Genomic DNA, 16,035 nt, shown 5'->3' on the forward strand with positions numbered 1-16,035 from the left:
ATATTGCGGGCCATAGACGCCATCAGGGTTGCGAACACGAACGCTGTCGCAACGTGATCCGGCGGACCACGGGGACATGACGCGGCGGCAACTAGCCGTCGGCCGGTTCGGCCGGTTCGTCCGGGGCGGGGTCGGCCGGTTCGGCAGGTTCGTCCGGGGCGGGGTCGGCCGGTTCGGCCGGTTCGGCTGGTTCGGCTGCCGACAACAGCTCCGGTAGCTGCTCGGCCAGGTACTCGGCGAGCGCCCTGATGGTCGGATAGTCGAACACCGCGGTGGCGCTGATCGTCAGTGCGCCACCGAATTGTCCGAGCAACCGGTTGCGCAGTTCGACCGCCATCAGGGAGTCGGTGCCCAGGTCCAGGAATCGGCTGCTGGCCGCGGGCGGTTGGGCGAGCCGAAGGAAGCTCTGCACCTCCTGCTGCAGATACTCGGTCAGGAAATCGGTCCGTTGCGACTCGGGTATCTCGTGCAACTGGCGAAGCAACTCGCTGTCCCCCGGCGTGGTCGCCACAGCACTGGGCAGCACGTAGTCGAGGATCGCAGGACGGGAACCACCCAGCACCTTCGCCGTACGCTGCCAATTGGCCTTGATGACGGTCGCCTGCCCGGTGCCCTCGGCGAACAGCTCGCCGAGCGCGCTCAGCGCGGCGGTGGGGTCGAGCGGAATCAGGCCCTGGGCACCGAGATTGACACGCGCGGCGTGCGACGCGGCCATGCCGCCCTTGGCCCACGGTCCCCAGTTGACGCTGGTGGCGGTCAAGCCCTGGGCGTTGCGATCGGCGACCAGCCCGTCCAGCAGGGCGTTGGCGGCGGCATAGTTCGCCTGACCCGGTGAACCGAGGACGCTGGAGACCGAGGAGTACATGATGAAGAATTCCAGGTCGTCGTTCTGGGTCAACCGGTGCAGATGCCATGCCGCAAACGCTTTGGGCGCCAACGTCGTCCGAAACCGTTCCAGACTCTGCTGAGGTAGCAGCGCGTCATCGAGCAGGCCCGCCAGGTGTGCCACCCCGGCCAGCGGCGGCAGCTCGGCGCGAATACGCTCCAGCAAATCTCTGAGCTGGGACTCGTCGCCCACGTCGGCGCCGAAGACGTGCAGCCGGCACCGGTAGCGCTCGGTGATGGCGTCGATCGCCTGCTGTGCCTCGGCGTCCGGCAGATGCCGGCTGGTCAGCACGATGTCGCCGGCACCCAGCGCGGCCAGATACGACGCGGTGTGCAGACCGAGCGCACCCAGGCCTCCGGTGACCAGATAGGTCCGATCTGCGCGTGGCGCAAGCGGATTCGGCATCTGCACCACGATCTTGCCGATATGCCGGGCCTGCTGCATGCGCCGGAACGCCGTCTTCGCCTCGGTCAGCGGATAGATCTCGGCGTGCAGCGGCTGCCACTCCCCGCTCCCGAGCCCGTCCGAAACTTCACCCAGCAGCCGATGGATGTGCCCCGGGTCGCTCATGATGGTGCCGTCCAACGCCACGATCTCGTAGTCGATGTCAGGGCGCACCGCGGCCATCTGCTCGGGTGTCCAGATATCGCGCTTGGCGATCTCAGCGAACCGGCCGTTGCGGGCGGTGGCACGCACGGTCGCCTCCAGGAATCCCTCATTGGTCAGGCTGTTCAGCACGACGTCGACTCCGGCGCCGTCGGTGTCGGCCAGGATCTGGTCCGCGAAATCCGTAGTGCGCGAGTCGTACACGTGCTCCACACCCAGCTGGCGCAGCGCGGCACGCTTGTAGGTGCTGGCGGTGGCGAACACCGTTGCGCCGCACTGCCGCGCCAGTTGGACGGCCGCCAGGCCGACGCCGCCACTGGCGGCGTGCACCAGCACCCGGTCCCCCGGCCGCAGCTTGGCCCAGTCGAACGCCAGGCGCGCGGTGAGCGCCGCCGCCGGGATGCTCGCAGCGGCGACCGCACCCAGACCCTTGGGCACCGGAGCCAGCAACTGCGCAGGCACGTTGACCCGACTGGCGAACGCGCCCTGCATGAAGCCGAAGACGCGCTGGCCCACCTCGAGTCCGCTGACACCGTCGCCCAACTCGGTGACGATGCCGGAGAAGTCGCCACCGATGGGTCCCGGGTCGCCAGGATAAAGACCGAGCACATTGAGCACGTCCCGGAAATTCAGACCCGCGGCCTCGACCCGGACCTGCACCTGACCCTGCGTCGGCGCCGTCACCTCGGTCTCGACCAGACGGAGGTTGTCGATGGCACCGCGTTCGGTCGGCGCCAACACATAGTCGGTGGCGCGGGGCACCGTGAGGTGTCCGCCGCGCGCCCATGGCAGCAGCCGCGATACCAGGAATTTCCCTTGCCGCAGTGCCATTTCGGGCTCGGTGACGGGCGCCGCCGGCGCGGCCAACAGCCGCACCAGCCACTGCACGGCGTCCTCGGAGCCGTCATGGTCGATCAGCCGGCAGCGCAACTGTGGCTGCTCGGCGATGACCGTGCGACCCAGGCCCCACAACGCGGCCTGCACGGGGTCGACCGGTTCCCCGGGCTCGGTCGCCACGGCCCGCTCGGTGACGATCCACACCCCCCCAGGCAGTTTCAGGTCTTGCTGACCCAGCGCGGTCCGCACCAGAGTCAACAGCCGGTCGAGCTCGCCCTCCAGACGTCCGGCGAACTCCACGCTCGACTCGTCGGCGCCCGGCCGCCGGCCGCTGCGCCAGACGATGCCGGAGATCGGGGCACCCTGCTCCCTGGCCTGCGCGAACAGCTGCGACCAAAGCCCGGGATCCACGACGTCGTTAGTGCGCAGGCTGTTCGGCAGGTCCGCCGCCAGCTCGTCGAACCCGGCCACCAACCACGTGGTGTCGCCGGACGCCTCCGATCCCGGTGCAGGCACCTCGTTCCAGCCGAGGGTGTACAGCAGCCGGGTGGCGTCGCCTCCCAGCCCACGCAGCAACGCCTCCCGGGGTGCGCGCTTCACGGTGAATTCGCGGATTCCGCCCAGCAGGCGACCGTCGCGGTCCACGAAATCGAGATCGAAAACTTGCGTTTCGCTTTCCAGGCCGCTTGCGTGCCACCGTGCGCGGCAATAGAACCGCTGCGGCATCCGCTCGGCCAGCAATACCCGCCCGTAGCGCAACGGCAGGAACAGATCCGCGATGCCGTGTTCGGCCGCCAGCAACGCCGGGAATGCCGGGAAGGCGACTCCGGTGCAAAGGTCCAGCAGCACCGGGTGGATCGGCTCGCTGCCGAGGTGCTCGGCGAGTTCTTCCCCGATGGCGACGTCGCCGATAGCCTCACCCTCGCCCACCCACAACGACTTCAGGGAAGTGGACCAGGTCGGGCCCCAGGCCAACTCCATGTCGACGAAGGTGTCGAACAACTGCTGGGTCTGGGTGCGACTCAACCGCTCGGTTGCCGCCTCGATCGATTCCGGCTGCTGCGCCGGGTGCTCGTCTTCGATGCCGCTGACCACGGTGCCGTCGGCGTTCAGCGACCACTCCGCCTCGCGCACGCCATAGGGTCGGCTGTGCACCCGGAACGTCCAGCCGCCGCCGTCCTCGAGCGGATGCAACGTCAGCTGGACTTCACGAGAACTCTTGTCCGGCAGGATGATCGGCTCATAGAAAAAGACGTCCCGGACATGCGCGGGGGCACCGACGGCGGCCAGGGCCATCGCGGCGTACGTCGCACCCGGGACCACGACGGTTCCGTAGATGACGTGGTGAGCCAGCCAGGGCTGCGTCTTGACCGACAGCCGGCTGGTATAGACGGCGTCACCGGAAGCGAGATCCTTTGCGCTACCCAATATTCCGGACACCACGGCACCGTCGCCGGGGGTGACACCGGAACTCTTGGGCCAGAAGTGCCGGCGCTGGAAGGGGTAGGTGGGCAGCTCGAGCCTGCGACCCGGTCGCCGGTGGCGGGCGGCGAAGTCCGGCCGATGCCCGGCGACGTAGGCGGCTGCCAAGCCTTCGGCGATCTGTCGTCGTGCGTCGGCGCCCTTGCGCAACGAGACGATGGCGCGCGGCGGCGCCGAGTGTTCCGGCCAGACCTGCACCGCCGCGGCGGTGAGGATCGGCTGCGGGCCGATCTCCATCAACACCGTGCAGCCCAGCGCCGCGGCCGTGCGCACACTGTCGGCGAACTGCACGGGCTGGCGGGAGTGCCGACGCCAATACTGGCCATTCAGCGGGGTTTCGGCGTCAAGGACGGTGCCGGTGCGGTTGCAGACCAGCGGCAGCGTGGGAACATTGAACTCCAGCCGCGCCGCGTACGCCTCGAATTCGTCGAGCACCGGGTCCAGCAACGCGGAGTGGAAGGCATGGCTGGTGTCCAGCCAGGTGCAGCGGATTCCCTCCTCGTTGAACGTGGCGACGATCTGTTCCAGGTCGGTGCCAGGACCCGACAGCACGGTGTTGGGGCCGTTGTACGCGGCAACCGACACCTGCGGGGACTGATTGGCGACGTCCTCCACGTGGCGGGCGTCGGCGAAGACCGCCACCATCCGTCCGCCCTCGGGCAGGCTGCCGAACAGCCGACCCCGTTCGGCCATCAGCCGCGCACCGTCCTCGAGGCTGAGCACTCCGGCCACACACGCCGCCGCATACTGGCCCACGCTGTGCCCGAGCACCACGTCGGGCTCGATCCCCCACGACTGCCACAACCGGGCCAGACCCATCTCGATCGCGAACAGGGCAGGCTGGGCGAAAGAGGTGTGGCGCAGGGTTTCTCCGGTTTCCCGGTCCGCCGCGAACAGCACCTCCAGCAACGGATGCGGCAGCATGCCGTCGATCGCGTCCGCGCACCGTTGCACGGTTTCGGCGAATACCGGCTCGGTCTCGAAGAGCTCGCGCGCCATGCCCGGATACTGGCTGCCCTGTCCGGTGAACAACCACGCCGTCGTCGGCGGGTCGCCGCACGTGCCACGTAATACGCCGGGGCGCAACCGGTTTGCGGCCAGATCGGCAAGCATGTCGCGGGCCCCCCCAACCGGGGTGGCGCCGGAATCCAGGACGAGGGCGCCCCGGTGTTCGAAATGCGAACGCCCGACACCCGCGGTGTAGCAGACGTCACCGATGTCGGCGTCGGGATGATCCTCCAGCCAGGACGCGTACCGCTCCGCCAACGACACCAGGGCCTGCTCGGACCGCGCCGAGAGCGGCAGCACATGCACGGGCCCGTCGGGAACGTCGGCTGCGGTGATCGGCTCCGGTGCCGGCGCCTCTTCGATCAGGACGTGCGCGTTGGTGCCGGTGAAGCCGAAGGAACTCACACCGGCACGCCGCGGGCGGCCGTTGGCGTGCCACGGGGTGGCTTCGTCCACGACGCGCACCGGTAGCGAGTCCCACGGGATGTGCGGTGACGGGTTCTCGAAATGCAGGTTCCGCGGGAGGGTCTGGTGTTGCAGGGACAGCACGATCTTGATCAGACCGGCGACCCCGGCCGCTGATTCCAGGTGTCCGATGTTGGTCTTCACCGATCCCATCAGCAGCGGGTGATTCGGGTCGCGGTCGGCGCCGTAGGCCGCCGCGGCGGCCTGCACCTCGATCGGGTCACCCAGCGACGTGCCCGTACCATGCGCCTCGAGATAGTCGACGTCGCTGCCGGCAACGTGCGCCCGAGCCAGCGCCGCAGCGATAAGCCGTTGCTGTGCACCACCATTGGGCACCGTGAGGCCGCTGGACGCGCCATCCTGGTTGACCGCGCTGCCCCGGATGACCGCCTGAATGCGGTCGCCGTCGCGCACCGCATCGCTGAGCCTCTTGAGCACCAGGATGCCGCAGCCCTCGCTGCGTACATACCCGTCGGCGGCGGCGTCGAAGGTCTTGCACCGGCCGTCAGGCGACAGCATCCTGGCCCGGGAGGCCGCGATGAGGGATGCCGGGCTCAACAGCACGTTCACGCCGCCGGCCAGCACCAGATCGCAGTCGCCGGAACGCAGGGCTCCGCACGCTTCGTGCACGGCCACCAGCGACGAACTGCAGGCGGTGTCGACCGCCACCGCCGGCCCCTCCAGACCGAGCGCGAAGGCGACGCGTCCCGCGATCGCGTTGAGCGCGTTGCCGGTGATGAAGTGGGCTTCGATGCTGTCGACCGACTCGGCGGTCAACAGATGCGAATACTCGTTGGCCGCCACCCCGACGAAGATGCCACTTCGGCTGCCGCGCAACGCCGCCGGCGAATAGCCAGCACGTTCCAGGCCTTCCCAGGCGATCTCCAGCATCAACCGCTGCTGCGGATCCATCCACACGGCTTCCCGGGGCGAGATCCCGAAGAACTCAGGATCGAATCCGTCGATCGCGTCGAGGTATCCCCCACAGCGGCTGTAGATCTTGCCCGGTGTCTCGGGATCGGGGTCGTAATACTCATCGACGTCGAAGCGATCGTCCGGGATTTCGCGGATCGCGTCGACACCGTTGGCCAGCAGCTCCCAGTACGCCTCGGGATCGGAGGCGCCCGGGAAGCGGCAGGCTACCGCGACGATGGCGATCGGCTCGTCCACCGAGGCGGCCGTCGCCGTGACCGGTGCCGCTGTTTTCGCTGTTGCCGGAGCACTCAGGTGCAGCACGTCGGTGAGCAGATAATCCGCCACATCGACCAGCCGCGGGTAGTCCATGGCCAGGGTCGCCGGCAGCGCTTTGCCGACGCCGTGCTCGACCCGGCGCCGTAGTTCCACGGCCATCAGCGAATCCATGCCGAGGTCGAAGAACCCTGCCTCGTCGCGAATCTCGGCGGCGTCGACGCGCGTGACCTCCGCGACGACGTCGCGCAGGTAGTCCACGACGAGCCTCTTGCGCCGTTGCACCGGAGCGACCGTGAGCTGCTCGACCAGCTTCGTGGTTCCCGACGCCGTCGGCGCCGTCGCCGACTCGGGCAACTCCCGTTCCAGTTCGGCCAGGAACGCCCGCCGACCGGTCTGCTGATAGATGGGCAGGAAGCGGGCCCAGTCGATGCGGGCCACCACCCCTTGCGTCGACTGCGTGACCATCAGCTCGGCCATGCCGGCCAGAGCGTCGCCAGGCGCCAGGGTCACCACCCCGCGCTTCTTGAGCTGCGCTCGGGCCTGTTCGTCGGCCATGCCCGCCGCCCAGGGACCGAAGTTGACGCTGAGATAGTTCTGCTCGCGCATCCGCCACGACAACCCGTCGAGGAAAGCGTTGGCCGCGCTGTAGGCGGTCTGGCCGAAGCTGCCCCATACCGATGCGATAGAGGAGGTGCTGAGGAAGAAGTCCAGCGGCATGTCGGCCGTTGCTTCACTCAAATTCCATGCACCCCAAACCTTTCCGGCGAAGACGCGATCGACCTCGGCGTCGTCCAGGCTGCGCAGCGGGGTGCTGCCGATCTCACCGGCGGCGTGCACGATGCCGGCCAGCGGCGGTAGGTCCGCGGCCACCGTGGCGATCAGGCGGGCGACATCATGCGGATTGGCGACGTCGGCGGCGACGGTCCGGATCTCGCAGCCCGTCTGCTGTTGCAGCACGTCGATACGCTGCTGCGTGTCGTTGCTCGGCGCGCGCCGGCCGGTCAGCACCAGATGCGCAGCGCCGTGGGCGGCCAGGTAACCGGCGATCTCCAGCCCGACCGAGCCCAGGCCACCGGTCACCAGATACGTCGCGTCGGCACGAAGTGCCAGCGGTGTTCCGATCGGCGTGCCGGCCCGGCGGACCAGCCGCGGGACGTAGACCGATTGATCCCGCAGCGCCACTTGGTCTTCGGTCGCACCACCGGCCGTGACGGTGTCGATCAGCCGCGACCACTCGGCGGCGCTGCCGACCGACAGATCTGCCAGTCCACCCCATGCCTGGGGATGTTCGAGCGAGGCCGCCCGACCGAAGCCCCACAGGCAGCTCTGCACCGGAGAAACCGCGTCGGTCGGGGTAACCTGTTGCGCGCCAGAGGTTATCAGCCAGATCGGAGCGCGAAGTTCGGCGGTCGCCGCGGCCCGGAACAGTCGCCGTGCCCCGCCGATCACCCGGTGCTGCATCCGCAGCAACGACCGCATCGACGGCGTGGTGTCCGACTCGACGGCGGACAGGACCAGAATGCGCAACGCAGCTTCGTCGGTGGCCGCTTCGCGCAGGACGCCTTCGAGGCGTTCCTCGTCGGCGTCGGAGGCCGGTAGCCCGACGACGCGGTGCCGGTGGTCGCGTGCCGTCAGCGCATCGAGCAGTGGCGCAACGGCCCCGGGGTCGTCGACGACGAGCAACCAGGCGGTGTCCTCGCCGGCCGGCGCAACCGCCGACTTCTGCCACCGGATCTCGTACCGGTCCTGCGCGATGGACTGCGTCTCGCGCTGTCGGTTGTGTTGGGCGGCAAGCTTTGTCAGCACGCCGATGGTCTGCTGATTGCCGCCCGAGCCGTCCAGCAATGCGGCAAGTTCGTCGATCCGGCCGTCCTCGAGCAGCCGGACGGCTTCGGTGCGCAGCGTCGCCGACCGGTCGGTCTTGCCGGTCGGCTGGGTCCGGTTGTCGCGGTACCAGTACTGACGGTGCTGGAACGGATAGGTGGGCAGGTCGAGCTTGCGCCGCCGGTCCTGGTGCAGGGCACCGAACTGGGGCACATGACCGGCGACGTAGGCGTCGGCCACGGCTTCGGTGATCTGGCGGTGGTCGGCGCTGTTTCGGCGCATCGACGCGATCGCCCGCGGCGCGGTCGCCGGATCCGGCCAGGCGCGCAGCGCTGCCGCGGTCAGCACCGGTTGCGGGCCGACCTCCAGCAGCAGCTTGCAGCCCAAGTCGGCCAAAGTGGCGACGCTCTTGGCGAACTCGATCGGCTGTCGGGCGTGACGACGCCAGTACTGCCCGTCGAGTCGCACTTGCCTGCCCAGCGCCGCACCGGTCCGGTTGCACACCAGAATCCGCTGCGGCGAAGCGTATTCGAACCGGTTCGCGAACTCCTCGAACTCGTCGAGGGCCGGATCCAACAGCGCCGAATGGAACGCGTGGCTGGTGTCGAGCCGCTCGCAGCGAACACCGCCGGCCGTCAGCCCAGCCACCGCGCGATCCAGGTCGTCGGCAGGCCCCGACAGCACGGTGTTGGCGCCGTTGTAGGCGGCCACCGACAGGCGCGGAAACTCCCCGGTGAGACTTTCGACCCGCTCGCTGTCGGTGAAGACCGCCACCATCCGCCCGCCGGCAGGCAAATTTCCGAACAAGCGGCCACGCTCGGCGAGTAACAACGCCCCGTCTTCCAGACTGAACACGCCGGCCACACAGGCCGCCGCATACTGGCCGACACTGTGACCCAGCACCACGTCGGGTTCGAAACCCCACGACTGCCAGAGCCGGGCCAGGCCCATTTCCACCGCGAACAACGCGGGCTGCGCGTAGGCCGTCTGCCGCACCATGTCCTGGCCGTCCGGACTGGCCAGCTGCTCAGCGTCGAAAATGACACTTAACAACGGCCTTTCGAGCACGCCGTCGACCACCGCCGCACACCGGCTGACCGTCTCGGCGAACACCGGCTCGCGGTCGAACAACTCGCGCGCCATGCCCGGGAACTGGCTGCCCTGCCCCGGGAACAACCACGCTGTCTTCGGCGGATCAGCGCACTCGCCGCGCACCAGCCCCGGCGCCGGGCGATCGTCGGCGAGGGCAGCGAGGAGCTCACGCGCCGAATCCGTCGAATTGGCCACCAGCGCAGCGCGGTGCTCGAAATGGGATCGCTGCACTCCGGCCGAGAAGCTCACATCCGCCAGCTCCGCTTCGGGATGCTCGCTCAACCAGCTGCGGTAGCGCTCGGCGAGTTGGGTCAACGCGGCCGGCGTGCGCGCGGACAGCGGCAGCACGCTGAACCGTTGCCCGGCCGGATCGGGCCCCGCGTCAACCGCATTCAGCTCCGCGGGTGCTTCCTCGACGATCACGTGCGCGTTGGTCCCGGAGAACCCGAACGAGCTGACCCCGGCCAACCGCCGTCGGTCGTTACGTTCCCAGGGCGTGGCCTCCTTGACGACACGCACCGCGAGGCGGTCCCACGGGATGTGCGGGGACGGGTCGTGGAAATTCAGGTGCGGCGGCAACAGCTCGTGTTCGAGCGACAGCACGACCTTCATGATCCCGGCGATCCCGGCCGCGGCCTCCAAGTGGCCGATGTTGGTCTTCGCCGACCCGATCAGCAGCGGCGCGGTGTCGTCGCGTCCTGCTCCGAGCACGGCGCCGGCGGCCTGGACCTCGATAGGATCGCCCAGCGAGGTACCGGTCCCGTGCGCCTCCAAGTACCCGATGTCGGCAGGCGCGACGCCGGCCCGGTGCAGCGCCTCAGCGATGACCCGCTGCTGGGCGATACCGTTGGGCACCGTCAGACCGCCCGATGCGCCGTCCTGATTGATCGCGCTGCCCCGGATCACCGCGCGGATCCGGTCACCGTCCCGGAGCGCGTCCGCCAGCCGCTTCACGACGATGACGCCGCAACCCTCGCCGCGCACATAACCGTCCGCGGCGGCGTCGAATGTCTTGCACCGGCCGTCGGGCGCCAGCATGTGCGCCTGCGAGAAGGTGATCATGGTCGCCGGGCTGAGCAGGACGTTGGCGCCACCGGCCAGCGCCAGGTCACACTCGCCCAACCGCAGCGCCTGACAGGCCTGATGGATCGCCACCAGCGAAGAACTGCACGCGGTGTCCACCGTCACCGCCGGGCCCTGCAGACCCAGCCGGTAACTGATGCGGCCCGCCGCCGCGGCGGCCGCCGTCCCGATGGCCATGTAGGCCTCGATCTCCGGATAATCCAGTTCGTCGGAGGCCATGCCCAGGTAGTCGTGGGTGGAAAGGCCGATGAACACCCCGGTGTTGGTGTTCGCCAACGCGGTCGGCGCGGTACCTGAGTGCTCCACCGCGCGCCACGCCGTCTCCAGCAACAGCCGGTGCTGCGGGTCCATCAACCGGACCTCACGCGCCGACAGTCCGAAGAACGGAGCGTCGAAACCGGCGACGTCGTCGACGAAGCCCGCCCGGCGGGTCACCACCTTCCCGGGCGCATCCGGGTCCGGGTCGAAGAATTCGTCGGCGTCCCACCGGTCCCGGGGCACCTCCGACACGGCGTCGCGACCCTGACGCAACAGCTCCCAGAACTCGTCCGCGTCACCGGCGCCCGGGAAGCGCGCCGCGTAGCCGACAATCGCGAACCCGGTTGGCGGCGCCGTCACCTCTGCTTCGGCGGTTGCCATGCGCTGTCCTCTCTGCCTTGGCCGGCGAAGACTGGTTCCTCCTGCGCCACAGCCCGGTCAGGCAGCAGACGGATCTCCCCCTCCGCAATTATTACAAGCACGAATGCGCGGCGCGCCGACATCTGAAAATTACCAGGTAGTGCCGGCCGAGGTAGCGCTAGGTACCACTCGTTTACCATAGGCTCCAGGCGAATGCGAGTCGCGTAGTGTATTAGCCTGCCACCGCTAGAGTGATTGCCGATGCGGTTATCGTGATATCGGCCGACCGCGGCCAGCGAAAGGCGGCGCGACCCGGGAGGGAAAGATTTGCAGATCGGGAAAATCACAATCGGCTCACTCGAGGATTGGGCGGTGCGCCCCGGCACCGTCATTTCCTGGCACCCCACGCTGGCCGCTCAGGAAAAGGCACGGCAAGCGCCCGTCAGCACTGTTCCGGTCAGTTACATGCAAGGCCAGCATCTCCGGAATTATTATCAGAGAAAAGGTTCTGGCCTCGACTTTTCACGACTGCTGATCGCGACCTGCGAAGTACCGGGGCACTGCGACACGGTCATCATGAATCAGGCGCTCAACACATATCTGCGCCGGCACGATACGTACCGCAGCTGGTTCGAGTGCACCGACACCGGCGAATTCATCAGGCATACGATGACAGATCCGGCCGATATCGAATTAGCGCCCGTTGACCACGGCGAAATGACCGTCGAACAAATTCACGATCATGTGGTGGCGACACCGGATCCGCTGCAGTGGGGTTGCTTCTCGTTCGGGATCGTCCAGAGCGACGACCACTTCACCTTCTACGCCAGCATCGACCATGTCCACGGAGACGCGACGCTGATCGGCATCACCATGCTGGAATCCAACGCCGTGTACGCGTCGATGGTGGGCGGCGACGGGTCCCTGGCGCTGCCCGACAGCGGCAGCTATGACGAATACTGCGTCCGAGAGCGCGAGCGCACCTCCGAGTTGAGCCTGGATTCCCCGGGGGTCCGCAAATGGATCGAGTTCGCCGAGAATAACAATGGCAGCCTTCCCGAATTTCCGCTTCCGCTGGGCAACCCATTGGAGCCGACCAACAGCGACATGGTGACCGAAAACCTGATGGACGCCGAGCAGACCGAGCGATTCGATTCGGCCTGCAAGGCGGCCGGCGCGCGGTTCGTCGGCGGGCTGTTCGCATGCATGGCACTGGTGGACCACGAGTTCACCGGGGCGCCCACCTATTACGCGCTCACGCCGCGGGACGCGCGCAAGAGTGGTGAGAATTTCATGACCCAGGGCTGGTTTACCGGTCTGGTGCCGCTGACCATTCCTATCGCTGCGTCGTCTTTCAGCGAAGCAGCGTGGGCAGCTCAGGAGTCATTCGATTCGAGCCTCGATATGGCCAAGGTGCCTTACTACCGCGTGTTGGAATTAGCGCCATGGCTGAATTGGCCCCGACCCAACTTCCCAGTGTCGAACTTTCTGCACGGCGGCGCCGCTCCATTGAATGCCGTCATCGCCGCGGCCGAAATGAGTGCCGCCAACAGCATCGGAATCTATTCCGACCGCCGGTATTCCTATCAATTGACCATCTATATATTCCGATACGAGCAAGGGGCAGCTATGGCGGTCATGTTCCCGGACAACCCGGTGGCGCACAAATCGGTCGCCCGATATGTTGAGGCAATGAAATCAGTGTGCGCGCGGGTCGCTGATAGCGGGCATTGGGGACGCGTCACGTAGTCTGGGAGCACTTCCGACTTCTTCGGAGTTCTTCGGAGCTCATAATTTTTGAAAAAATACCCGAAGTCGCGGCGGGTGCGACACATAATCGAGCAGTGGGACCGGCGGTGGCCATCGGGCGTGGACCGCGAGAACCTGATGAGGTGGGGGCAATTTGCGACGGTTAGCCGATTTCGTGGTGCGGTGGCCCTGGGCGGTAATCGGGCTATGGGTCGCGATTGCGATCGCATTGCCGCTGACGCTGCCGTCGCTCAATGAGATGGCCCAGAAGCATCCGCTCGCGATCCTGCCCGACGACGCGCCCTCGGCCGTCACCGCCCGCAAGATGACCGAGGCTTTCCACGAGTCAGGCAGCGAAGACCTGCTGCTGGTCGTGCTGACCAACGAGAAGGGACTCGGGCCGGCCGACGAAGCCGCCTACCGCAAATTGGTGGCCGCACTGCGGCAGGACACCCGCAACGTCGTCATGTTGCAGGACTTCGTCAGCACACCGCCCCTGCGGTCGGTGCTGACCAGCAAGGACCGCAAATCCTGGGTGTTGCCGGTCGGCCTCGCCGGTGAGCTCGGCACTCCCCGCTCCTACGCTGCCTTCAACCAGGTCACCGGCGTGGTCAAGCAGAGCCTCGCCGGCAGCCCACTGACCGCGAACCTGACCGGACCGGCCGCCACCGTCGCCGATCTGACGGTGGCCGGCGAACACGACCGACTGCCGATCGAGCTCGCGATCGCCGTGCTGGTCCTGCTTGTGCTGCTCGCGGTCTACCGCAATCCGGTCACCATGCTGCTGCCGCTGCTGGCGATCGGGATCTCCATGGTGATCGCCCAGGCCGTGGTCGCCGGTTTCTCTCAGGCGAGCGGCCTGGGCGTGTCCAACCAGTCGATCGTGTTTCTGAGCGCGATGATCGCCGGGGCCGGAACCGACTACGCTGTCTTTCTGATCAGCCGGTATCACGACTATCTGCGGCGCGGCTCGGATCTCGACACAGATTACGACGAAGCCGTGCGACGGGCCCTCATGTCGATCGGCAAGGTGATAGCCGCATCCGCCGCCACGGTGGGACTGACGTTTCTGGGAATCAGTTTTGCCCGGATGGGGGTGTTCTCCTCGGTCGGGGTGTCCTCGGCGATCGGCGTCGGCGTGGCGTTCTTGGCGGCGGTCACCCTGCTGCCGGCCATCCTGGTGGTGGCCGGCCCGCGCGGTTGGGTCAAACCCAGACGCGAGCTGACCGCCGGGTTCTGGCGGCGTTCCGGGATACGCATCGTGCGCCGACCGAAGACCCACCTGGTAGCGAGCCTGCTGGTGCTGGCCGTCCTGGCAAGCTGCGCGGGGCTGGTGCGCTACAACTACGACGACCGCAAAGCGGTGCAGGCGTCCGCCCCGAGTTCGCTCGGCTATGCCGCCCTGGACCGGCATTTTCCGGTGAACCAGTCCATCCCCGAATACATCCTGGTCCAGTCCCCGCATGACCTGCGCACCCCCCGTGCCCTCGCGGACTTGGAGCAGATGGCCGACCGGGTCAGCCAACTGCCCGATATCGCCGCGGTCACTGGTATCACCCGGCCCACTGGGGTAGTGCCCGAAGAGTTCCGGGCCACCTATCAGGCGGGCGCCGTCGGCGCCCGGCTGGGTGAAGGGTCGACGGTGATCAGCGACCACAACGACGACCTGAACAGGCTGGTCAAAGGGGCCGACACGCTGGCCGACAATCTCGGCGACGTGCGGGGTCAGGTCAACCAGATGGTTTCGGGTATGCAGGGCCTGCTCGACTCCTTCTCGTCCATGCGGAGCCAGTACGGCGGCGACAAGCTGGTCAAGGAGGTCGCGACCGCTGCCAAGCTGGTCAATAGGATCAACGCGCTCGGCAACTCCATGGGGCTGAGCTTCACGGCGGTGAAGGACATGTTCGCGTGGGTGGCTCCGGTGCTGGTCGCACTGCAGGGCAACCCGGTCTGCGACCTGGACACCTCGTGCAGCGCCACCCGCGCGCAATTCGAACGGGTGGTCGCCGCTCGCAACGACGGAAGCCTCGACGAGATCAACGACCTGGCGCGTCAGCTGGAGACGTTCCAGGACCGGCAAACCCTCAACGCGACGGTGGACCGCCTGCGCAACGCGCTGAACAGCTTCACCAAGGCGATGCATGCTATGGGCCTGGACCAGCCGGGTGGCCTGCAGGCCGGCCTCAACAACCTCCAGCGCGGCGCCGACCGGGCCGCTGGGGGAAGCCGGCAAGTGGCCGACGGGGTGGAACAGCTCGTCGGCCAGGTCAAGGAGCTGGGTGCCGGTCTGGCCGAGGCGGCGGCGTTCCTGCTGTCGCTGCGAAAGGATGCGGCCGATCCGTCGATGGCGGGCTTCAATATTCCGGCTCAGCTGCTGCGTATGGACGAATTCAAGAAGGCGGCCAGGATTTTCATTTCGCCCGACGGCCACTCCGTGCGCTATGTGGTCCAGACCAAGCTCAACCCATTCAGCGCGGAAGCGATGGATCAGGTCAATGCCATCACCGCCACCGCACGCGGCGCCCAGCCGAACACCGCATTGTCGGATGCGTCAATTTCTATGGCGGGATATCCGGTTACTTTGCGCGACACCCGCGACTATTACCAGCACGATATTCGGTTCATCATCGCCGTCACGCTCTTCGTTGTGTTACTGACCCTGATGGCGCTACTGCGTGCGGTTGTCGCGCCGCTGTATTTGGTTGGATCCGTGGTCATTTCGTTCTTGTCCGCGGTGGGAATCGGCGTACTGGTCTTTCAATTCCTACTCGGCCAACAATTACATTGGAGTGTGCCACCGCTGGCCTTCGTGGTCTTGGTCGCGGTGGGAGCCGATTACAACATGCTGTTGATCTCACGAATGCGCGACGAGTCCCCGGGCAGCATGCGTTACGGCATTATCCGCACGCTCACCTCGACCGGCGGCGTGATCACCGCGGCGGGCCTGATCTTCGCGGCCTCGGTGGGCGGTCTGCTGTTCTCCAGCATCGGCACCGTGGTCCAGGGCGGTTTCGTGATCGGCGTCGGAATCCTGTTGGACACCTTCCTGGTACGAACGGTCACGGTGCCCGCGGTGGCCGCGTTGATCGGACGCGCGAGTTGGTGGCCGTCCCGGCTGAGTTGGCGGCGACCACTGCCCGGACGCGCCGGGTGACAGGCGAATTAGCGGGACCGGGTCAGGTGTGCGAGACTCG

At 67.3% G+C, this 16,035-nt stretch carries 3 protein-coding genes; 2 read left to right on the top strand and 1 reads right to left on the bottom strand.

All coding sequences use genetic code 11. From position 1 onward, the window contains the following. Positions 1-91: 91 nt before the first annotated feature. Positions 92-11,113 (bottom strand): type I polyketide synthase, encoded by an 11,022-nt coding sequence (locus tag JX552_RS20865; RefSeq protein ID WP_205873803.1) that lies wholly within the window; start codon positions 11,111-11,113, stop codon positions 92-94. A gap of 306 nt (positions 11,114-11,419) precedes the next feature. On the opposite strand from JX552_RS20865, the gene JX552_RS20870 reads away from it, so the two are divergent. Together JX552_RS20870 and JX552_RS20875 are read left to right on the top strand one after the other, a co-directional pair. Continuing rightward, positions 11,420-12,841: a condensation domain-containing protein gene (locus tag JX552_RS20870; RefSeq protein ID WP_205873804.1), complete on the top strand. Its 1,422-nt coding sequence runs from the start codon at positions 11,420-11,422 to the stop codon at positions 12,839-12,841. Positions 12,842-12,995: 154 nt separating this feature from the next. Next, positions 12,996-15,995 carry an MMPL/RND family transporter gene (locus JX552_RS20875; protein ID WP_205873805.1) on the top strand — a complete coding sequence of 1,000 codons (3,000 nt, stop codon included), beginning with the start codon at positions 12,996-12,998 and terminating at the stop codon, positions 15,993-15,995. Positions 15,996-16,035 lie beyond the last annotated feature (40 nt).

Source organism: Mycobacterium gordonae (genome assembly GCF_017086405.1).
GTDB classification, from domain to species: domain Bacteria; phylum Actinomycetota; class Actinomycetes; order Mycobacteriales; family Mycobacteriaceae; genus Mycobacterium; species Mycobacterium gordonae_D.